Below are 20,395 nucleotides of genomic sequence, written 5' to 3'. Positions count from 1 at the left end.
CCGTGGCTGCTCGGCGTCGCCTTTGTGTGCGTGTGGTGAGACAAATCTGTGAGTGACGAGACCCCGATCTGTTCGGCCAAGGGCTGCCGTGTCGACGCGGTGTGGGTGCTGGCGTGGAACAACCCGAAGCTGCATACGCCGGAGCGGCGCAAGACGTGGCTCGCGTGTGAGGAGCACCGGGAGCATCTGTCGCAGTTCCTCGGCGTCCGGGGCTTCCTCAAGGACGTCGTCCTGCTGACCGAGTGGGAGTCCCCGGAAGCTTCCTAGCCGCCGATCGCCGACATCGGCCGGTCCGGCTGGAGGAAGGTCGGGTCGTCAAGGCCCGAGCCCGCCTTCTTGCCCCACATCGCCAGCCGCCAGATACGGGCTATCTCCTCGTCGGGGGCGTCGGAGCGCAGGGCCGCCCGCAGGTCTGTCTCCTCGCGGGCGAAGAGGCAGGTGCGGACCTGCCCGTCGGCCGTGAGACGGGTGCGGTCGCAGGCGGCGCAGAACGGGCGGGTGACGGAGGCGATCACGCCCACCCGGTGCGGGCCGCCGTCCACCAGCCAGCGTTCGGCCGGGGCGGAGCCGCGCTCCCCCTCGCCCTCGGCGGTGAGGTCGAAGCGGGTGCGCAGGGAGGCCAGGATGTCCCCGGCCGTGACCATGCCGTCGCGCTTCCAGCCGTGCTGGGCGTCCAGGGGCATCTGCTCGATGAAACGCAGCTCGTAGTCGTGCTCGACGGCCCAGGAGAGGAGGTCCGGCGCCTCGTCCTCGTTCAGGCCGGGCATCAGGACCGAGTTGACCTTCACCGGCGTCAGACCCGCCTCGCGGGCGGCTTCGAGGCCTTCGAGGACGTCCTTGTGCCGGTCCCGGCGGGTGAGGGTCTTGAAGACGTCGGGTCGCAGGGTGTCGAGGGAGACGTTGACCCGGTCCAGGCCCGCCGCCTTCAGGGCGGTGGCGGTGCGGCGCAGACCGATGCCGTTCGTCGTGAGGGACATCTGGGGGCGGGGCGTCAGGGCCGCGACCCGCTCGACGATGCCGACCAGGCCCGGGCGCAGCAGGGGCTCGCCCCCCGTGAAGCGGACTTCCTCGATGCCGAGAGTCGAGACCGCTATGCCGATCAGGCGGACGATCTCGTCGTCGTCCAGGAGGTCGGGCTTGGCCAGCCACTGCAGGCCCTCCTCGGGCATGCAGTACGTACAGCGCAGGTTGCACCGGTCGGTCAGCGAGACCCTCAGGTCGGTGGCCACCCGGCCATAGGTGTCGATGAGCACGTGGGCCCCCTCCCTCGTAGCGATCCCGTGTTCTTCTCCGTCACTTGCGAGCCTACGTGACACCGGTGACAACGGCGGTACCCGATCACACGAGATCCCGGGAGGCGGGACGCGGCCGCGTCGTAGGGATCTACGACGCGGCCGCGGGGAGCGCGTGGTCAGGGCTTGCTCAGTGGGCTCCGGTGCCGGTCAGGGAGCGGACCTCCAGCTCGGCGTACTTGGCCTTGTCCGGCTCCTCCTTCGACAGCAGGGTGCCTACGACGCCCAGCAGGAAACCGACCGGGATCGAGACGATGCCCGGGTTCTCCAGCGGGAACCAGTGGAAGTCGACGTCCGGGAACATCGAGGTGGGCTTGCCCGAGACGACCGGCGAGAACAGCACCAGTCCGACCGCGGTGACCAGGCCGCCGTAGATCGACCACAGGGCTCCGGAGGTGGTGAACCGCTTCCAGAAGAGGCTGTAGAGGATCGTGGGGAGGTTGGCGGAGGCGGCGACCGCGAAGGCGAGGGCGACCAGGCCGGCGACGTTCAGGTCGCGGGCGAGGGCGCCCAGGAGGATGGAGACGGCGCCGATGCCCACGGTGGCGTAGCGGGCCGCGTTGATCTCCTGCTTCTCGGTGGCGGTGCCCCTCTTGATCACGTTGGCGTAGATGTCGTGGGCGAAGGACGAGGACGACGCCAGGGTGAGTCCCGCGACGACCGCGAGGATGGTGGCGAAGGCGACGGCCGAGATGGTGGCCAGCAGGATCGCGCCCCAGCTGGAGTCCACTCCGCCCAGGTGGAGCGCCAGCAGGGGTGCGGCCGTGTTGCCCGCCTTGTTGGAGGCGGTGATCTCGTCCGGCTTGATCAGCGCGGCGGCGCCGAAGCCGAGGGCGAGGGTCATCAGGTAGAAGGCGCCGATCAGGCCGATGGCCCAGAGGACCGACTTACGGGCGGCCTTGGCGGTGGGCACGGTGTAGAAGCGGATCAGGATGTGCGGCAGGCCCGCGGTGCCCAGGACCAGGGCGATGCCCAGGGAGATGAAGTCCAGTTTGGTGGTGCCGGTGGCGCCGTACTTCAGGCCGGGCTCCAGGAAGGCCGCGCCCTTGCCGCTGTTGTCGGCAGCCGAGCCGAGCAGGTCGGAGAGGTTGAAGTCGAACTTCAGCAGGACCAGGAAGGTGAGCAGGAGGGCGCCGGCGATGAGCAGGACCGCCTTGACCATCTGGACCCAGGTGGTGCCCTTCATGCCGCCGATCGTCACGTAGACGATCATCAGCAGGCCGACCAGCGCGACGATGCCGATCTTGCCGCTGTCGCTGGTGATGCCCAGCAGCAGGGAGACCAGGACGCCCGCGCCGGCCATCTGGGCCAGCAGGTAGAAGATCGACACCACGATGGTGGAGGTGCCGGCCGCCGTGCGGACGGGCCGCTGGCGCATGCGGTACGCCAGGACGTCGCCCATCGTGTAGCGGCCGGAGTTGCGCAGCGGCTCGGCGACCAGGAGCAGGGCGACCAGCCAGGCGACCAGGAAGCCGATGGAGTACAGGAAGCCGTCGTAGCCGAAGAGGGCGATGGCGCCCGCGATGCCGAGGAAGGACGCGGCGGACATGTAGTCGCCGGAGACGGCGAGGCCGTTCTGGAAGCCGGTGAACTGGCGGCCGCCGGCGTAGAAGTCGGCGGCGTCCTTGGTCTGGCGGCCGGCCCAGACGGTGATGACGAGGGTCGCGGCTACGAACACCGAGAACAGGATGATGATCAGCGTGCGGTGCTCGCTGGCCTCTCCCGCGGCGAGCAGGGTGTGCTGTGCGGGGCTCATGCTCCGCCCTCCATCCGGGACTTGATGGCCTCGGCCTTGGGGTCGAACCGCGCGGCGGCGGTCCGCGCGTACCACCAGGCGATGAGGAAGGTGGTGAGGAACTGGGCGAGGCCTAGGGCCATGGCCACGTTGAAGTTGCCGAAGAGCTTGGTGCCCATGAAGTCGCCCGCGTAGCTGGACAGCAGGACGTACAGCAGGTACCAGGCGATGAAGGCGACGGTCAGCGGGAAGGCGAAGTTGCGGTAGGAGCTGCGCAGTTCACCGAACTCCGCGCTCTCCTGCACCGCGACGAACTCCTCGGTGGACGGGAGTTGGGCTGGGGATTTCGAGGGGGGCGGTGTCTCGGTGGCCACGAAGTCTCCTCGTTGCGGATGCGGGTCGGACGGCGAAAGGAGGCGAGTGTCCTCTCGCTCCCTGCCCAAGGTCACGGCGCCGCACGAGGACGGGTTCAACGCGTCGGGCGGGTTTGTCGAAGCGGCCTCGGGCAGGTCATGACCAACGAGTCAGGGCAGCGTCAGGTCATGGGTCGGCAAACTCGCCGCCTGGAAATCATTGCTGGCCGGTGAGTCAGGGAGATAGCTTCGGGACCAGCACCACCCGTCATGTACCTGCCCAAGCAGCACCTGCGCTTGGGTCAGGTCCCGTTTCCGGATGATGTGGAGACCCCATGGCTCATCTGCCTTCCAGACGCCGCCTCGCGCTCGCGGTGCCCGTCGTGCTGTCGCTGACCGCCTCCCTCGGCTTCCTGCCGACGGCGGCCTCCGCGGCGCCCGTCACGACCTCCGCCACCCAGACGGCCGATGCCGGAACCCTGGCGTACGTCGTCAACACGAAGGTGGACCACCGCACGATCGGGTCGGTGAAGAAGGCGATCGCCGCGGCTGGCGGCACCGTCGTCGCGGCGTACGAGAAGATCGGCGTGATCGTCGTCCATTCGGCGAACCCCGACTTCGGTCCCCACATACGCGCGGTGCGCGGCGTGCAGTCGGCGGGTGCGACCCGTACCGCGCCGCTGACCGCCGCGGGGACCACCGACGAGGGGGCGGCACAGGTCCTCTCCAAGGCGGAGGCCGCGAAGATCGAGAAGGCGTCCGACGCGGCGGGCCAGAGCGAGCCGCTCGAGGCCGACCAGTGGGACCTGCGCGCGATCGGCGCCGACAAGGCCGCCGGGATCAACCCGGGCAGCAAGAAGGTGACGGTCGCCGTGATCGACACCGGCGTCGACGACACCCACCCGGACCTCGCGCCGAACTTCTCCGCGTCCCAGTCGGCGAACTGCGTCGGCGGCGTCGCGGACACCAGCGAGGGCGCCTGGCGCCCCTACACGGCGGACGACTACCACGGCACCCATGTCGCGGGTGAGATCGCCGCGGCCCGCAACGGCATAGGCGTGGCGGGTGTCGCGCCCGGCGTGAAGGTCGCCGGCATCAAGGTGAGCGACCCCAAGGACGGCCTCTTCTACCCGGAGAACGTCGTCTGCGCCTTCGTGTTCGCCGCCGACCACGGCGTCGAGGTCACGAACAACAGCTACTACGTCGACCCGTGGCTGTACAACTGCATGGACGACCCCGACCAGAAGGCGATAGTCGACGCGGTCAACAGGGCCCAGCTGTACGCCCAGAAGAAGGGCACGCTCAACGTCGCCTCGGCGGGCAACTCCAACCACGACCTGGACTCCGACTCCCTGGTCGACGCCTCCAGCCCGGACGACGCCACGCCGGTGGAGCGGACCATCGACCCGCACGAGTGCTTCGACGTCCCGACCCAGCTGCCGGGTGTCGTCACGGTGAGCGCGACGGGCGTCAAGGGCACCAAGTCGTACTACTCCACCTACGGTCTCGGTGCGATCGACGTTGCGGCTCCGGGTGGCGACAAGTACCAGATCCCGGACACCCCGTCCGCCAACGGCCGCATCCTGTCGACGCTGCCGAACAACACGTACGGCTTCCTCCAGGGCACCTCGATGGCGTCGCCGCACGTCGCCGGTGTGGCCGCGCTGCTGAAGTCGACCCACCCGTACGCGACCCCGGCCCAGCTCCAGGCGCTGCTCAAGCTCCAGGCCGACAGCACGGCGTGCCCGACCGAGCCGTACGACGGCAACGGTGACGGTGTCGTGGACGCGACCTGCGTGGGCGGCAAGCGCCTCAACGGCTTCTTCGGCTTCGGCGTCGTGAACGCGCTGCGTGCCGTGAAGTAGCCGTCCGAAGGACGACGCGAGGGCCGGGCGGACATCCGCCCGGCCCTTCGTGCGCGCGGTGACGCATGCCGTGCCGCATGCCGTGACGCACGGCAACATATGTTGATTGCATCAATAATGCATAGTACAGTCATGACTGGAATCACGTTCGCCTGGTCGGAGCTGGGCGGCGATCCCGCCCTCCTCCCGCGCGTGTCGGCCGTCGTCCGGGAGGACGTCCTGCAGGCGCGCCTTCCCGTACGGGAGCTGGCGCGCGCCTGCGTGGGCGTGTGCGCGCTGGCGGGCGCCGAACTGGGGGCGCGACGGGCCGGCCGCCCGGAGGCGCCCCGGGTGCGGGTGGACGACGGGGCGGTCGCCACCGCGTTCGTCAGCGAGCGGCGGCTGCTGGTCGACGGGCGGGCGCCGGTCCTCTTCGCCCCGCTGTCCCGGTTCTGGCGGACGGCCGACGGATGGGTGCGCACCCACGCCAACTACCCGCACCACCGCGAGCGGTTGCTCAAGGCGCTCCGGCTGCCGGAGGGCGCCGACCCGGCCGTCGTCGAGGCGTCGCTCGCGGAGCGCTCCGCCCTGGACGTGGAGGAGGCGGTGTACGCGGCCGGAGGCCTGGCCGTCGCGTCGCGCACGCCCGAGGAGTGGGCGGCGCAGGAGCAGGCGACCCTGATCGCCGCTCGCCCCCTGGTGGAGCGGGGTCGCTCGGACGGGGCACGCGCGCGTGCGTTCGCACCGCTGGAGGACGGCCCGCTGCTGCCCGCCGCCGGACTGCGCGTCCTGGATCTGACCCGGGTCCTGGCCGGGCCGGTCGCCACCCGCACGCTCGCCCTGCTGGGCGCGGACGTCCTGCGGGTCGACGCGCCCCGCCTGCCCGAGCTGCCCGACCAGCACGCCGACACGGGCTTCGGCAAGCGCTCCGCGCTGCTGGACCTCACGGCGGACCGGCGCGCCTTCGAGGAGTTGCTCGCGGCGGCGGACGTCGTGGTCACCGGCTACCGGCCGGGCGCCCTGGACCGGTTCGGACTCTCCCCCGAGGCACTGGCCGAGCGTCGGCCCGGGCTGGTCGTGGCGCAGGTGTCGGCGTGGGGCGCGTACGGGCCGTGGGGCGGGCGGCGCGGCTTCGACAGCCTGGTCCAGGTGGCCACCGGCATCGCGAGCGTCGAGGGCTCCGCCGAGCGGCCGGGCGCCCTGCCCGCCCAGGCCCTCGACCACGGCACCGGCTATCTGCTGGCGGCGGCCGTGCTGCGGGCGCTGACCGAGCAGTCGCACGACGGCGGCAGCCGGTTCGTACGGCTGGCGCTGGCCCGGACCGCGGCGTGGCTCACCGACGGAGCCTGGGCGAGCGAGGGCGTCCGGATGGACGAAGGGGAGGGCAAAGGGATGACCAAGGGGCAGGACCGGGAGGTCAGCGGGGGTGGGAGCGCCGGCCCCGGCCCTTGGCTCGCGGAGACCGACAGCCCGCTCGGGCGACTGCGCCACGCCCTTCCGCCGGTGTCGTTCGACGGCGGGCCGGGCGACTGGGCGCGGCCGCCGGGGCCCTGGGGAGCCGATCCGGCGCGCTGGCTCTGAGCCCCCAGACGACCCCGATCCCGCACCGGTCCCACACCCCCGGTCGGTTCACGATGAGTTGCCCTGTTTTGCCGGGAATGGTGAAGATCCTGGCATGGCTCTCATACGACCGACCGACGCAACCGAGTCCATACGCCGTACCGCCCCCGGCCCCGGCCGGGCGGTGACGCTGCTCGTCCTGGTGGGGCTCGCGGCCCTGATCCCGCTGCTCGGGCCCTCCGTCGCCGCGCACGGCACCGGGACGGCCGCGACCGCGGACTCCGGCGTGGTCGCACTGCTGCGGACGCTGCTGTTCGCGGCGCTGTGCGTGCAGGTGGGCGAGGTGTTCGCGGCCGGTCTCGCCCGAGGGGTGCCCGACGCCCCGCCCGGCCGACCGGTCAGCTGGGCGCCCTACGCGGCGGTCGTGGGGTTCGCGGCCGCGGCGACCGTCGGTGAGCTGGCGCCGCACGGCCATGGCTCGCGGAGCGGCGTTCTCTCGCTGCTGGAGGCGATCGCGTTCGCCGTGGCGGGACTGTGCGCGCTCACCCGCCGACCGAACCGTCAGGCATGGCCGCTCGCGGCGGTGGTCCTGGCGGAGGCGCTGCGCGCGCACCCGCCCACCGAGTCCATGCCGATGATCGGGTCCGGGCTGACGGTGGTGCATCTGACGTGCTCGGCGCTGTGGGCGGGCGGACTGCTGAACGTGCTCCGCACCCTGCGGCGATGGGACGACACCGAGGCGGGCGCCGCGCTGCTCGGGCTCTACGCGCGCGTGGCGGCCGTCCTGTTCGCCGGGATCACCGCGACCGGGCTGTGCAGTTCGCTGCGCCGGATGCCTTCGGAGAGGGTGCTCGACCAGCTGACGACGACGGCGTACGGGCGCGTGCTGCTCGCCAAGGTGCTTGTCGTGGGCGCGGTCGCCCTGCTCGCCCTGTGGGCGCGGACACGGTTGCGCCGGGCCCCCGACCCGCTGGCCGCCTGCTCCCCCGCGCGCGTGGAGATCGTCGCGCTGGGGGTGGTGGTCGCGGTGTCGGGGCTGTTGACGACGTTGCCGCTGCCGATCAAGGGTTGATGATCAGGACTTGAGGATCAGGGCCTGATCAGGGCCTTGAGGATCAACGGTTGAGAATCAATGGTTGAGCTCAGGAGTTGAGAATCAACGGCCGCGGGTCGACCGTCGGACGGCTGCGACGTGTCGCGCCGAGGACCAGCAGGACCTGTGCGGCGATATAGGTGAGCATGATCCACAGGTCGGGTCGCGGGAGCTGGGGCCAGTCGGCGACGCCGGTGGCTATGAGGGTGTCGGAGAGCAGGAACAGCGCTCCGCCGGCACCGGCGACCGGGCCGAGCCGGGTGGTCGCGGAGTACGCCATGGCCGTGAGCAGGGTGCTGTAGACGGCGACCGGGAGGCGCAGGTCCGCGGGGAGGTCCGGCCACAGCAGGACGACGGTGGCGATCAGGGCGGCGGCGTAGCAGGGGGCGAGAAGGGCGCCGCGCGCGTGGGGCCGGCCGACGCGGGCGAACAGCGCCAGGTAGCAGAGGTGACCGGCGGCGAAGGACGCCATGCCGGCAAGGAAGGCGGGGTCGGCGTCGAACAGCAGCAGGGTGTCGCCGCCCCAGCCGCACAGAAGGGCGGCGACCAGGAGCCGGGGCGCGCCGCGCAGGGCCGCCCAGGCGGCGAGGAGGGGCATCAGGAGGGGCTTGGCCACCGTGTGCCCGGCGTCGGAGCCGACCGCGAGGCTGAGCAGGTCGACGGCCGCGGCGAGGGCGAACAGAGCGAGGAGGACCCGGGAGCGGGTCACGCGGCCGGGGTCTTCTCGACCGCGGTGGCATTGCCGGTGGCGGTGGCGGTGGCGGTGGCGGTGGCGGTGGCGGTGGCGGTGGCGGTGGCGGTGGCGGTGGTCGAGGGTGCCGGAGCGGACGCGGGTTGCCAGCCCGGCCCGCGGAACACGCGTCCCGTCCGCTCGCGCCAACCGCGTGCCGCCTTCACGTCCTTGGCGATCGCGAGGTACTCGTGCGTGGCCACCTTGATCGGGTTGAACGTGTTGATGTTCTTGGTCAACCCGTAGACGGGCCGGTCGACCTCGGGCACGAAGGACCCGAAGAGCCGGTCCCAGACGATGAGGATGCCGCCGAAGTTGCGGTCCAGGTAGCCACCCTGGGAGGCGTGGTGGACGCGGTGGTGGGAGGGCGTGTTGAACACGAACTCGAACCACCGGGGCATCCTGTCGATCCGCTCGGTGTGGATCCAGAACTGGTAGACGAGGTTGACCGAGGAGCAGAACGCGAGCGCAGCCGGGTGAACGCCGAGGGCGATGAGCGGGACGTAGAACGGCCAGACGGTCAGGGTGGTCCAGGGCTGGCGCAGGGCGGTGGTGAGGTTGAACTTCTCGCTGGAGTGGTGGACGACGTGACAGGCCCACAGCACGCGGATGACGTGGTGGCCGCGGTGGGACCAGTAGTAGAAGAAGTCCTGCGCGAGCAGCATCAGCGGGAGCGTCCACCACAGGACCGGTACCCGGAGCGGGGTCAGCTCGTAGATCGCCGTGTAGATCGCCACGATCGGGATCTTCCAGACGAAGTCGAACACGAGACTCCCGAGCCCCATGCCGACGCTCGTCGCGGCGTCCTTCGTCTCGTATCCGGCCTCGTCCTCGTCGGGATGAAGCCGGACGCTGATCACCTCGACCACGGTGAGCAGCACGAAGGCGGGTATCGACCACAGCACGACATCGGGCAGGTTCGGCATGTGGGCACCGTAGAACGGCTGATGGGCTGCGGCTAGACGTTGTTACCCACAAGTATTACCGACGGTACGCGCTTGCTTGTTGGCGATCTCCACCAACCGGCGCCGAGCTCACACCCCCGCCGCCCCCAGCAACGATCCGAGGAGATACGTCACCCCCATCGCCAGCGCCCCGCCCGCCACGTTGCGCAGTACCGCGCGTCCCGGCGCCGCCGCTCCCAGGCGGGCGCTGCTCCATCCGGTGCCGGCCAGGGCCGCCAGGACCGAGGCGACGGTCACCGACAGGCGCCAGTCCGCCGGGGGCAGCACGATGGCGAGCAGGGGGAGCAGGGCGCCGGCCGTGAAGGCGAGGAAGCTGGCCCAGGCCGCGTGCCAGGGGTTGGTGAGGTCGTCGGGGTCGATGCCGAGCTCCACGCGCGCGTGGGCCTTCAGGGCGTCCCGCTCGGTGAGCTGGACGGCGGCCTCGTGGGCCACCTCCGCGGACAGCCCGCGTTCCGCCAGCAGCTCGGTCAGCTCCGCCAGCTCGGCCTCCGGCTGCTCGCGCAGTTCCCGCCGCTCGAGCGCGAGGGCGGCCTTCTCGGAGTCCCGTTGGGTCGACACGGAGACGTACTCCCCCGCCGCCATGGACATCGACCCGGCGAGCAGACCGGCGAGGCCGGCCGTCAGCAGGGCCGAGCGGTCGTCCGTCGCACCGGCCACGCCGACGACGAGGCCGGCGGTGGAGACGATGCCGTCGTTGGCGCCGAGGACCGCGGCGCGCAGCCAGTTGAGCCGCGATCCGAGCGAGCCTCCGTGGGCCTCGGCATGGGTGGGTTCCGTCACAGGACGGAGGATGGCACCCCGGGAGGCGCCTGCCCCGCACCGACGCTCGTCGTCGCGGGAGCGGACACGGGACCGGGCCCGGCGGACCGGGACGGATCGGCGTGGACCGGCATGGACCGGAGTGAACCGGCGCGGACCGGCGCGGACCGGCGCGGACCGAAGTGTGAACCAGCGCCCGGTGGAGCGGAGTTGGCCGGGCATCAGCCGACGGCCGTAGGCGCGCGCGCGTGCGCCCCGCGAACTCCCGTACGGTCCGAAGGGCTTCGCACGCCCCCTCTTCGGGGCGGGTGCGGCGAGGTGTCAGTGGGGGCCCGTATCCTCAGTGACCATGCTCGAAGACCACACGACGACAGCGTCCTCCCCCACGGAGTGGCCGACCGCGTATCCCCAGGGGTACGCGGTCGTTGACGTGGAGACCACCGGCCTGGCCCGGGACGACCGGATCATCTCCGCCGCCGTCTACCGGCTGGACGCGCGCGGCGAGGTGGAGGACCACTGGTACACGCTGGTGAACCCGGAGCGCGACCCGGGCCCGGTGTGGATCCACGGTCTGACGAGCGACGTGCTCGAGGGCGCGCCCCTCTTCCAGGAGGTGGCCGCGGAGTTCGCCGCCCGGCTCGACGGGCGGGTGCTCGTCGCGCACAACGCGGTCTTCGACTGGCAGATGATCGCGCGGGAGTACGCGCGCGCGGAGCGCGAGGCGCCGGTGCGGCAGCGGCTGTGCACCATCGCGCTCTCCAAGGAGCTCGGCCTGCCGCTGCCCAACCACAAGCTGGAGTCGCTGGCGGCCCACTTCGGCGTGGTGCAGCAGCGGGCGCACCACGCCCTGGACGACGCGCGCGTGCTCGCCGAGGCCTTCCGGCCGAGTCTGCGGGCCGCGGCGGCGGGCGGTGTCCGGCTGCCGCTGCTCGAGTGCAGGCCGCTGACCGAGTGGGCCGACCGGCCCGCGCCCGCGATCGGCAGGCAGGCGAGCGGTCCGGGCAGTGGCTACGGCAGCTATCGGCCCGGCAGTTGGCGACCGTCCCGTAAAAGGCCCGCATGCCCCCATCCCAACCCCGGCCGGTACGAAGACGGCAAAAGTCTCAAGCAGGGCATGCGGGTCGCCTTCTCGGGCGACACGTCGATCGAGCGGGAGCTGCTGGAGGACCGTGCCGCCGAGGCGGGGCTGCACGTCGCCACGAGCCTGTCCCGGCTGACCAGCCTGCTGGTCACCAACGACCCCGACTCGGGCACCTCAAAGGTGGTGAAGGCGCGGCAGTTCGGGACGCCCGTCGTCGACGAGGCCGCCTTCGGGCAACTCCTGCGAGATGTGGAGCCCGCCGACGAGTGACCGGTGCGTACGGGTGATTGCCGCGCGACTCGCCCGCCGTCCGCTCGCCCGCGCGGGGACGACGGCTCACCCTGTGGCCCATGGCGAGATGCGAAGTTTGCGGCAATGACTACGGAATGACCTTCGAAGTGCACGCGCAGGGCGCGATCCACGTCTTCGACTGCTTCTCCTGTGCGATCCATCGCATGGCCCCCATCTGCGAGCACTGCCGGGTGCAGATCATCGGCCAGGGCGTCGAGGTGGAGGGTCACTGGTACTGCGGCGCGCACTGCGCCCGCGCGGAGGGCAGGGCGGGCATCGTCGACAAGGTGTGAGCCCACCCGACGGCCTCCCGGGGTCCGACACCGGAAGAACCCCTTCCGGTACCCGGCCGAATGCGCCCCACGACCGAGTTGTACGGTCGTGGGGTGTACCGCTTCCTGTTGTCCCGGCAGTGGGTGATCCTCACGCTGGTCTCCCTCCTCCTCATCCCCACGATGATCAGGCTGGGCTTCTGGCAGATGCATCGCTACGACGAGCGCACCGCGCGCAACCAGTTGGTCTCCGACGCGTTGACCGCCGACGCGGTGCCCGTGGAGCAGCTGACCACCCCGGGGCACGCCGTCACCCGCGGCGAGCGGTACCGCAGCGTCACCGCCACCGGCACCTTCGACACCGAGCACGAGGTGGTCGTCAGGCGCCGGGTCAACGCCGACGAGACGGTCGGCTTCCACGTCCTCACCCCGTTCGTCCTGGCGGACGGCAAGGTGCTGCTGGTCGACCGGGGCTGGATCCCCGCGGACGCCCCCAGCCAGACCTCGTTCCCCAAGGTCCCCGCGCCGCCCGCCGGCCGGATCACCGTCACCGGGCGGCTGATGCCCGACGAGACGACCGCGGCGAGCGGCATCAAGGACCTCAAGGGACTGCCGGACCGACAGGTCATGCTGATCAACAGCGAGCAGGAGGCCCGGCGGCTCGGCGCGCGGGTGCTCGGCGGCTACATCGCGCAGACGGCGCCCGAGCCGAAGGGCGACAGTCCGGAGCTGGTCGGGCGGCCCGGCAGCGAGGACGCGGCCCTGAACTACGCGTACGCCATCCAGTGGTGGCTGTTCTCCGTGGGCGTCCCCGTCGGCTGGGTGATCCTGGTCCGCCGCGAGACCCGCGACCGCGCTCAGGCCGCCGTGCGAGAGGCGGAACAGGCCGAGCCGGCGACGGTCTGACGAACGCGGACATCGAGGTGGACGCGGACGTAGCCCTAGACACGGACACCGTCGTTGCGTACCGGGTGCGCCGGGTCGAGAAGCCGATCCCGGGGTCGTCGGAGAAGAGCTTCTGATCGGATCCGGGCGCCCGGGCGGTTCCGCCGTCACCCGCCCGGCCGCAGCCCTGATTGCCCCCGGGGCCCGCCGGGAACCCGGACTGCGTGCACCCCCGCATCGAGGACTACGCGCTCATCGGCGACGAACAGACCGCCGCCCTGGTCGGCAGGAACGGTTCGATCGACTGGCTCTGCCTACCCCGCTTCGACTCCGGAGCCTGCTTCGCCCGCCTCCTCGGCGGCGAGGAGAACGGCCACTGGCGCATCGCCCCCCAGGGCGTGCAAGGTTCCTGCACGCGGCGCGCCTACCGGCCCGACACCCTCGTCCTGGACACCGAGTGGGAGACCGACGAGGGCGCGATCCGGGTCACCGACCTGATGCCCCAACGGGACCAGGCCCCCGACGTCGTACGCATCGTCGAGGGGCTCCGCGGCCGGGTCACCGTGGGCAGCACGCTGCGGCTGCGCTTCGACTACGGCTGGATCATCCCGTGGATGCGCCGGGTCGACGGCCATCGGGTGGCGATCGGCGGCCCCGACGCGGTCTGGTTCCGCAGCGAGCCGGAGGTGCGCACCTGGGGCGAGGACTTCACCACCTTCTCGGAGTTCACCGTCGCCGAGGGCGACTCGGTGGCCTTCGTCCTGACCTGGCATCCCTCGCACGAGTCGCGCCCGCCGCTCGTCGACCCGTGGGAGGCGCTGCGGGTCAGCGTCGACGACTGGCAGGCGTGGGCCGCCCGCTGCCGCTACGACGGGCCCCACCGGGACGCCGTGGTCCGCTCCCTGATCACCCTCAAGGCCCTCACGTACGTCCCCACCGGCGGTATCGCCGCCGCGCTCACCACCTCCCTGCCCGAGGAGATGGGCGGGGTCCGCAACTGGGACTACCGCTACTGCTGGCTGCGCGACTCCACCCTCACCCTCGGCGCCCTCCTGGCGGCCGGCTACCAGGACGAGGCCGAGGCCTGGCGCAACTGGCTGCTGCGCGCCGTCGCGGGCGATCCGGCGGACCTCCAGATCATGTACGGGCTGGCGGGCGAGCGACGGCTGCCCGAGTGCGAGCTGCCCTGGCTGTCCGGCTACGCGGACTCCAAGCCGGTACGCATCGGCAACGGCGCCGTGGACCAGCTCCAGCTGGACGTCTACGGCGAGGTCATGGACTCGCTGTCGCTGGCCCGGACCGCGGGCATGTCGCCCCGGCCGCACATGTGGTCGTTGCAGTGCGCGCTGATGAAGTGGCTCTGCGAGAACTGGCGGCAGCCGGACGAGGGACTGTGGGAGGTGCGCGGTGGCCGGCACCAGTTCGTGCACTCCAAGGTGATGGTGTGGGTGGCCGCCGACCGGGCCGTCCGCGCGCTGGAGGAGTACCCCGGCCTGAGCGGCGACCTGGCGGGCTGGCGGGCGCTGCGCGACGAGGTGCACCAGGAGGTGTGCGAGCGGGGCTACGACCCGGAGCGGGGCACGTTCACCCAGTACTACGGCTCGCGCGACCTGGACGCCTCCCTGCTGCTCATCCCGCGCGTCGGCTTCCTGCCGCCGGACGACCCGCGCGTGGTCGGGACCGTCGACGCGGTCCGCGCGGAGCTCGGGCACGGCGGTCTGCTGCGCCGCTACAGCACGGACGGCGCGACCGTCGACGGCCTGCCGGGCGACGAGGGCACCTTCCTGGCCTGCTCGTTCTGGCTCGCGGACGCGCTGCACATGACGGGCCGCACGCAGGAGGCACGGGAGCTGTTCGAACGGCTCGTGGGCCTGGCCAACGACGTGGGGCTGCTGGCCGAGGAGTACGACCCGACGACCGGCCGGCACCTCGGCAACTTCCCGCAGGCCTTCAGTCACATCGGCCTGGTGAACACGGCCCTCGCCCTGTACGGCGCCGAGGAGGCAGGATAGGGGCCATGGATCTTGGACTGAAGGACCGGGTGTACGTGGTCACCGGAGCGACGCGCGGCCTCGGTAACGCCGCCGCGCGCGAGCTGGTCGCGGACGGCGCGAAGGTGGTGCTCACCGGACGGGACGAGGAGCGCGTCGCCGACGCCGCGGCCGAGCTGGGACCGAACGCCGTCGGCGTCGCCGTGGACAACGCCGATCCCGAGGCCGCCGCGCGGCTGATCGCGGCGGCGCGCGATGCCTTCGGCGGGTTCGACGGGGTGCTGGTGAGCGTGGGCGGTCCGCCGCCCGGGTTCGTCGCGGACAACACGGACGAGCAGTGGCAGGCCGCGTTCGAGTCGGTGTTCCTGGGCGCGGTCCGGCTGGCGCGGGCGGCCGCCGCCGAGCTGGAGGCGGGCGGGGTCATCGGGTTCGTGCTGTCGGGGTCGGTGCACGAGCCGATTCCGGGGCTGACCATCTCCAACGGCCTGCGGCCGGGACTGGCCGGGTTCGCGAAGTCGCTCTCCGACGAACTGGGGCCCCGGGGCATCCGGGTCGTGGGCCTGCTGCCCGCTCGTATCGACACCGACCGGGTGCGGGAGCTGGACGGGCTGTCGGCGGACCCCGAGGCCACCCGGGCCGCGAACGAGTCCCGGATTCCGTTGCGGCGGTACGGGGCTCCGGCGGAGTTCGGCCGGACGGCCGCGTTCCTGCTGTCGCCGGCGGCCTCCTATCTGACGGGCCTCATGGTGCCGGTCGACGGCGGGATGCGGCACGGGTTCTGACGGGTCCGGCGCCGGGCGCGGGGACCGGTCACGGCCGCGCGGCACAGCCGTGGACCGTCACCGCCCCCGCCCTCCCGGCGACGTCAACCGACCCTTTCGGCCTTGTGTTTGACGCCCTTCATCCGCACCTCCGCGGGCAGTGCCGCGAGCGCCGCCGAATCCCGCGCGTGGGTCAGGGCCTGCGCCGTCAGCTGGTCCAGCGCCGTCGCCGGGTCCACGTGGGGCTCCAACGCCAGGCGGACCCGCGCCTCGGGCGCCTCCCTCCTGCCCTTCAGCGCCACATGGGCGTGGGCGACGCCGTCCAGCCGCTCCGCCTCGCCGGCGAGCACGCCCTCCAGGGCGCGGCCCCGCAGCAGCGCGCCCGCGCCGTCGCCCGTGTCGACGAGGAGCTCGCCGAGCCGGCGGCGGCGCAGGACCGCCGCCAGCCACCACAGGGTCAGCAGGACGAGCAGCGCGAGGACGGCGATCACCGCCGGCCACCACCAGGTCCCGCCACGCCAGCGGGTGCGTTCGGCGGTGGTGAGAAGGACGTCGTGCGGGCCGGCGTGAAGCCACCAGGAGGGTGCGGAGGCGCCCAGGCCCACGGCCAGGACCGCGCCGCCGACGGCGAGCAGCACCAGTCCGACGACGCCGAGAAGCACACGGTTGACGGTACCGAGCATCGTCCTCACCCCTTCTTCCCGGGTCGCCGCACACGCACCGACAGGGCGAGCGGCCGGACCAGGCCCAGGCCACGGATCGCGTCGGTGAGGACGGCGTCCAGGTCGGCGCGCACATCGTCCAGGTCGCGGAAGTGGGAGAGCGCGCGGACGTCGGCCTTGCGGCGGCCCGTGCGTACCCGTGCCGACTGCACACCGGCGACCTCCATGGCCCGGTCGCGCAGCACCAGTGCGGCCGCGTCCCGGTGGAGGCCCGCCCGTACGTCCGGGTGGGTGCGGCGCATCGGCAGGACGCCCCTGAGGCCCGGGGTCACGGCCAGAATGATCAGCCACAGGCCGAGGGCCGCCGCGACCCCGGCGCCGACCAGCACCCAGATGTCGTCGAGGGGGCGCTCGGCGAGCTGCCGGGCGAGTCCGCTCCGCCAGGCCAGGGCCGAGCGGTGGGCGCGTACGGCGACCACGTCGTAGAGGAAGGCTGCCGCGACGACCAGCAGCAGCGCCGCGACGACACCGGCCGGCAGACGGCGCGCCGACCAGAAGCGGTGCTCGGAGGGGCCCGCCGCGCCGGGGCGGGCCTCCTCACCGGGGCCGTCGTCCCCCGTGGGTTTCTCCAGAACGGGCAGTGTGCTGCCCTGCAAGCCTCCGGGCTCGCTCATCGCGTCCTCCCGTGCGCCACGCCGGGGGCCGCTGTCAGGTGCAGCCGTTCCACCTGGACGGCGACCTCCGGGACCTCCATTCCCACCAACGCGCCTACCCGCTCGGTGACATGTCGACGCACCCGGTGACAGCGTCCGCCGATATCGGTCGGATAGTCGAGTTCGAGATGGACCCGGACGTGCGCGGTCTCGTGGTGGACGACGACCGTGGCGTGCGGGCCGGCGGCGTCGGGCGGCAGCGGGCCGACCGCCTCGCGCGCGGCCCGGGCGGCGATCTTCACCACGACCCGGTCGGCGATGCGGGTCGCGCCGCGGGCGCCCGGGGGCACGACGGACGGGCGCCCGCCGACGGCGGCGCCGCCCTCGTCCACGGAGGTCACCGGCGCCGGTCGTCGCGGGTACGGAAGAAGTCGCCGAGTTCCAGGTCTCCCTGCAGGAACCGGCCGACGACGAACCCGACGGCGCCCAGTGCCGCCACCAGGAGGAAGGCCCCGAACCCGCCGAAGTACCCGGCGAAGCCCAGCGCCATACCGGCGATCAAGCCGACCACGGCCATGCTCAAGGTGCTCTCCCCTCGGCGGTCCGGTCACCCGGCCGTCTGTGTGTCACTGGATCCGGGGCTCCGGCTCCTCGTCCTCTTCGTCGGGCAGCTTGACGTCGCTCACCGCGATGTTGACCTCGACGACCTCCAGTCCGGTCATCCGCTCCACGGCGGCGATCACGTTCTCCCGCACGGCCTGCGCTACATCGGCGATGGCCACGCCGTAGTCGACGACGATCTCCAGGTCGAGCGCGGTCTGCACCTCGCCGACCTCGGCCTTCACACCTCGGGTCACCGACTTCGAGCCGCCGGGCACCCGGTCGCGCACGGCGCCGAAGGTACGGCTGAGCCCGCTGCCCATCGCGTGAACGCCCAGGACGTCCCGTGCCGCGAGGCCCGCGATCTTCTCGACGACCCCGTCGGCGATGGTGGTCCGCCCTCGGGTCGCCGGATCCCCGCCGCCGCGCCTGGTCGTCTTGCGGGTGCCCAGCGGATCGGTACCGCTTTCGGGAGTCTGCGTCCGGTGCTGCTCCGCTGCCTCGGTCATCGCCGTACGTCCTTACGTCCGGTTCGTTCTCGTCCCCTCCACCACGGTAAGCGCGGTTGCCCGACAGCGCGCCAGGGATGCGGCAGGCTGGAGTAATGACGGCGGACGGATGGACGAGCGCGGTACGGCATCAGCTGGGCCTGGGCAGGCTGCTCCCGCTGGGCGGGCCGCGGGACGGCACGTGGATCACGGAGGCGGCGGCCGAGGCGGTGCTGCGGCGGGCGGTGCGGGGTGTGGCGGGCGTGCGCGTGGGCGCGCTGCGGATCGCGCCGGCCGACCCCGACGGGGTGTACGAGCCCGCCGTGCCGGCTCCGCCGAGCGCCCTGCCACCCGGGCCGCTGCGGGTGACGGCGGACATCGCCGCGTCTGCGTCCGAACCGCTGCCGACCACGGCGTCCCGCCTGCGCACGGTGCTGGCGGCGGCCGCGACGGACCGTCTCGGCCTGGTGGTGTCGGAGGTGGACCTGCGGGTGACGGCCCTGCTGGACGAGGAACCGGAACCGGAGGCGGTACCGCCTGTTCCGGAGCCGGCGCACGTCGGGACGGCACAGCACGGCGACGAGGCACGCGCGACCCTCGCCGCTCTGTCCGTGCCCGGGGTGACCCGATTGACCGACGTCGTCGGCAGGGCGGTACACATCGAGGAACGACAGCACACGACCGCCCTGCCGCACCGACACGCACGCGTGGAGATCGCGGTGAGTGCGAACCATCGGGCCCTGGAGGTGGCCAGGGGGGTGCGCGGGGTGGTGTCGGAGGCGCTACGGGATCACCCGACGGTGGCCGTTCTGGTCACGGCGGTGGAGTGACCTCGGCCCGCGAGGACGCGGCTCATTCCCCGATGCCGGCCAGCTCACGCAGCCGGCGGCCCTGGGCGGCGCGCTCGGCGGCGCGCTGCTCGTCGTACGTCCGGTCTCCGGCGCCGCGCAGCAGCGCCTTGGTCTCGATGACGGCTTCCCGGGGCGCGGCCAGGATCGCCGCGGCCAGCTCACGCGTCGCGGTGTCGAGGTCCTGCACGGGGACCGCGAGGTTGGCGAGCCCGGAGCTCACCGCCTCCTCGGCGTGCACGAACCGGCCGGTCAGGCAGATCTCGGCCGCGCGGCCGTAGCCGACCAGGGAGACGAGGGGATGCGTGCCCGTCAGGTCCGGTACGAGGCCGAGGCTGGTCTCCCGCATGGCGAACTGCACGTCGTCGGCGACGACGCGCAGGTCACAGGCGAGAGCCAACTGGAAGCCCGCGCCGATGGCGTGGCCCTGGACGGCGGCGATGGACACGAGGTCGTTGCGTCGCCACCAGGTGAAGCCCTCCTGGAACCCGGCGATGGCGGCGTCGAGTTCGGCGTCGCCACTGCGCGCGAGATCGATGAAGGACGGCTCGCCCTCGATCCCCTCGGGCGTGAACATCTGCCGGTCGAGCCCCGCGGAGAAGGACTTGCCTTCGCCGCGCAGCACGACCACGCGGACGGAGCCCGGCACCAGCCGCCCGGCCTCGGCGAGCGTCCGCCACATGGCGGGGCTCTGCGCATTGCGCTTGGCCGGGTTGGCCAGCGTCACCGTGGCGAGCGCGTCGTCGACGGTGAGCCGTACGCCGTCCTTGTCGAGCAGGGGAACGAGTTCCTGGTCGGGCGTGGCCATGAGGCGCCTCCGATGAGTGCGGTCAGCTAGCGGTCAGCTAAGTGACTGCACAGTAACCACCCGGCCGATCGGACAATCGACCGGGTGGCCACCGTCACCGTCGAAACCGGTGGGCCGCACCGGGTCAGGACGAGGCGGCCTTCTTGCCTCGGGTCGCCCCGCCACGCCCACGCAGCGTGACGCCCGACTCGCTGAGCATCCGGTGGACGAAGCCATACGAGCGACCGGTTTCCTCGGCCAGCGCCCGAATGCTCGCACCGGAGTCGTACTTCTTCTTCAGGTCTGCCGCGAGCTTGTCGCGCGCGGCGCCGGTTACCCGGCTGCCCTTCTTCAGAGTCTCGGCCACCCGTGCCTCCTCGTGGGAAGTGCGCTCTGGTCATCCTCATGATCACCCCTCCGGCGCGCGATGGCCACCCATTCGGCAAGGTCCGTGCGACAGGGTTTTGACGACAGGAGCGCGTCCCCACAAGTGGAATATGCGATTCCACCCGGTGGTGTTCGTGGGGCCGAACGGGTTGGTGAGCGAAGTGGCAGGTCAGAGACGCGCGACGGCCGACCCCTTGTCGACAAAGGGATCGGCCGGAAAATCGATGTAGGACACACCTCGATACGAGGAGATCTCACACAGATGATGGATCACCGGTGGGCCGAATGATCCAGACGAATGATCCAACATCGTGGATCACGTCTTGGATCACGTCTTGGATCACGTCGTGGACCATGC

23 protein-coding genes are annotated in these 20,395 nt (G+C 72.0%); 10 read left to right on the top strand and 13 right to left on the bottom strand.

Annotated features, from left to right (window positions below; translation table 11 throughout):
* The first annotated feature begins 48 nt into the window (after positions 1-48).
* Positions 49-267: a hypothetical protein gene (locus ACIRPU_RS25460; protein ID WP_054239261.1), complete on the top strand. Its 219-nt coding sequence runs from the start codon at positions 49-51 to the stop codon at positions 265-267.
* On the opposite strand, the gene moaA is transcribed toward ACIRPU_RS25460, so the two are convergent.
* The 3 genes from moaA to ACIRPU_RS25445 form a co-directional block, all read right to left on the bottom strand.
* Positions 264-1,253, bottom strand: a complete 990-nt coding sequence (moaA, locus tag ACIRPU_RS25455; protein ID WP_403871219.1) for a GTP 3',8-cyclase MoaA — start codon at positions 1,251-1,253, stop codon at positions 264-266. The two genes, ACIRPU_RS25460 and moaA, sit on opposite strands and share 4 nt — an antisense overlap.
* Positions 1,254-1,422: 169 nt before the next feature.
* Positions 1,423-3,048, bottom strand: coding sequence for a cation acetate symporter (locus tag ACIRPU_RS25450; protein ID WP_403871216.1), 1,626 nt, complete (start codon positions 3,046-3,048; stop codon positions 1,423-1,425).
* Entirely contained in the window at positions 3,045-3,401 is a 357-nt protein-coding gene (locus ACIRPU_RS25445; protein ID WP_355703939.1) for a DUF485 domain-containing protein, read from the bottom strand. The genes ACIRPU_RS25450 and ACIRPU_RS25445 overlap by 4 nt, the downstream gene beginning before the upstream one ends.
* A 314-nt stretch (positions 3,402-3,715) precedes the next feature.
* Here ACIRPU_RS25445 and ACIRPU_RS25440 point away from each other — a divergent pair, with 314 nt between their 5' ends.
* From ACIRPU_RS25440 to ACIRPU_RS25430, 3 genes are all read left to right on the top strand, one after another.
* Positions 3,716-5,245 (top strand): S8 family serine peptidase, encoded by a 1,530-nt coding sequence (locus ACIRPU_RS25440; protein ID WP_403871213.1) that lies wholly within the window; start codon positions 3,716-3,718, stop codon positions 5,243-5,245.
* A 132-nt stretch (positions 5,246-5,377) separates the two neighbouring features.
* Positions 5,378-6,805 carry a CoA transferase gene (locus ACIRPU_RS25435; protein ID WP_403871210.1) on the top strand — a complete coding sequence of 476 codons (1,428 nt, stop codon included), beginning with the start codon at positions 5,378-5,380 and terminating at the stop codon, positions 6,803-6,805.
* 94 nt (positions 6,806-6,899) lie between these two features.
* Positions 6,900-7,856 carry a copper resistance D family protein gene (locus ACIRPU_RS25430; protein ID WP_403871207.1) on the top strand — a complete coding sequence of 319 codons (957 nt, stop codon included), beginning with the start codon at positions 6,900-6,902 and terminating at the stop codon, positions 7,854-7,856.
* A 70-nt stretch (positions 7,857-7,926) separates the two neighbouring features.
* On the opposite strand, the gene ACIRPU_RS25425 is transcribed toward ACIRPU_RS25430, so the two are convergent.
* The 3 genes from ACIRPU_RS25425 to ACIRPU_RS25415 form a co-directional block, all read right to left on the bottom strand.
* On the bottom strand, positions 7,927-8,586 hold the full coding sequence (locus ACIRPU_RS25425) for a lysoplasmalogenase (RefSeq protein ID WP_403871204.1): 660 nt from the start codon (positions 8,584-8,586) through the stop codon (positions 7,927-7,929).
* Entirely contained in the window at positions 8,583-9,533 is a 951-nt protein-coding gene (locus ACIRPU_RS25420) for a sterol desaturase family protein (protein WP_403871201.1), read from the bottom strand. The genes ACIRPU_RS25425 and ACIRPU_RS25420 overlap by 4 nt, the downstream gene beginning before the upstream one ends.
* Positions 9,534-9,641: 108 nt before the next feature.
* Positions 9,642-10,352, bottom strand: coding sequence for a VIT family protein (locus ACIRPU_RS25415; RefSeq protein ID WP_385565625.1), 711 nt, complete (start codon positions 10,350-10,352; stop codon positions 9,642-9,644).
* Between the two features lie 328 nt (positions 10,353-10,680).
* Here ACIRPU_RS25415 and ACIRPU_RS25410 point away from each other — a divergent pair, with 328 nt between their 5' ends.
* The 5 genes from ACIRPU_RS25410 to ACIRPU_RS25390 all read left to right on the top strand — a co-directional run bounded on the left by ACIRPU_RS25410 (position 10,681) and on the right by ACIRPU_RS25390 (position 15,633).
* The gene (locus ACIRPU_RS25410) at positions 10,681-11,682 is read left to right on the top strand and encodes a DEDDh family exonuclease (protein ID WP_384116505.1); all 1,002 of its coding nucleotides are present in this window, start codon (positions 10,681-10,683) and stop codon (positions 11,680-11,682) included.
* Positions 11,683-11,762: 80 nt separating this feature from the next.
* A complete protein-coding gene (locus tag ACIRPU_RS25405) occupies positions 11,763-11,996 on the top strand; it encodes a hypothetical protein (RefSeq protein ID WP_078615750.1) in 234 nt (77 codons plus the stop codon).
* 93 nt (positions 11,997-12,089) lie between these two features.
* A complete protein-coding gene (locus tag ACIRPU_RS25400) occupies positions 12,090-12,881 on the top strand; it encodes an SURF1 family protein (RefSeq protein ID WP_355703931.1) in 792 nt (263 codons plus the stop codon).
* Between the two features lie 203 nt (positions 12,882-13,084).
* On the top strand, positions 13,085-14,872 hold the full coding sequence (locus ACIRPU_RS25395; protein WP_403871196.1) for a glycoside hydrolase family 15 protein: 1,788 nt from the start codon (positions 13,085-13,087) through the stop codon (positions 14,870-14,872).
* 5 nt (positions 14,873-14,877) lie between these two features.
* A complete protein-coding gene (locus tag ACIRPU_RS25390; RefSeq protein ID WP_403871193.1) occupies positions 14,878-15,633 on the top strand; it encodes an SDR family oxidoreductase in 756 nt (251 codons plus the stop codon).
* Between the two features lie 83 nt (positions 15,634-15,716).
* Here the strand turns inward: ACIRPU_RS25390 and amaP are convergent, their stop codons facing one another.
* Genes amaP through ACIRPU_RS25365 form a run of 5 tightly spaced genes read right to left on the bottom strand, consistent with a single transcriptional unit; the run spans position 15,717 to position 18,036 of the window.
* Complete coding sequence (amaP, locus tag ACIRPU_RS25385) at positions 15,717-16,295, bottom strand: alkaline shock response membrane anchor protein AmaP (RefSeq protein WP_403871190.1); 579 nt, start codon at positions 16,293-16,295, stop codon at positions 15,717-15,719.
* 5 nt (positions 16,296-16,300) lie between these two features.
* Positions 16,301-16,948 (bottom strand): DUF6286 domain-containing protein, encoded by a 648-nt coding sequence (locus ACIRPU_RS25380; protein WP_403871187.1) that lies wholly within the window; start codon positions 16,946-16,948, stop codon positions 16,301-16,303.
* A complete protein-coding gene (locus tag ACIRPU_RS25375; protein WP_403871184.1) occupies positions 16,945-17,328 on the bottom strand; it encodes a hypothetical protein in 384 nt (127 codons plus the stop codon). The genes ACIRPU_RS25380 and ACIRPU_RS25375 overlap by 4 nt, the downstream gene beginning before the upstream one ends.
* The gene (locus ACIRPU_RS25370) at positions 17,325-17,510 is read right to left on the bottom strand and encodes a hypothetical protein (protein WP_355703925.1); all 186 of its coding nucleotides are present in this window, start codon (positions 17,508-17,510) and stop codon (positions 17,325-17,327) included. Before ACIRPU_RS25370 ends, ACIRPU_RS25375 begins: the two co-directional genes overlap by 4 nt.
* Positions 17,511-17,553: 43 nt before the next feature.
* On the bottom strand, positions 17,554-18,036 hold the full coding sequence (locus ACIRPU_RS25365; RefSeq protein WP_403871180.1) for an Asp23/Gls24 family envelope stress response protein: 483 nt from the start codon (positions 18,034-18,036) through the stop codon (positions 17,554-17,556).
* 95 nt (positions 18,037-18,131) lie between these two features.
* Between ACIRPU_RS25365 and ACIRPU_RS25360 the strand changes: the two genes are divergently transcribed.
* Positions 18,132-18,845 (top strand): nucleopolyhedrovirus P10 family protein, encoded by a 714-nt coding sequence (locus tag ACIRPU_RS25360; protein ID WP_403871177.1) that lies wholly within the window; start codon positions 18,132-18,134, stop codon positions 18,843-18,845.
* Positions 18,846-18,867: 22 nt separating this feature from the next.
* On the opposite strand, the gene ACIRPU_RS25355 is transcribed toward ACIRPU_RS25360, so the two are convergent.
* On the bottom strand, positions 18,868-19,671 hold the full coding sequence (locus tag ACIRPU_RS25355) for an enoyl-CoA hydratase/isomerase family protein (RefSeq protein WP_384116528.1): 804 nt from the start codon (positions 19,669-19,671) through the stop codon (positions 18,868-18,870).
* Positions 19,672-19,795: 124 nt separating this feature from the next.
* Positions 19,796-20,017: a helix-turn-helix domain-containing protein gene (locus ACIRPU_RS25350; RefSeq protein ID WP_004002281.1), complete on the bottom strand. Its 222-nt coding sequence runs from the start codon at positions 20,015-20,017 to the stop codon at positions 19,796-19,798.
* Between the last annotated feature and the right edge of the window lie 378 nt (positions 20,018-20,395).

Source organism: Streptomyces sp. NPDC102259, from assembly GCF_044766465.1.
In the GTDB taxonomy this organism is placed as follows: domain Bacteria; phylum Actinomycetota; class Actinomycetes; order Streptomycetales; family Streptomycetaceae; genus Streptomyces.
This window is presented reverse-complemented; position numbering and strand designations above follow the sequence as displayed.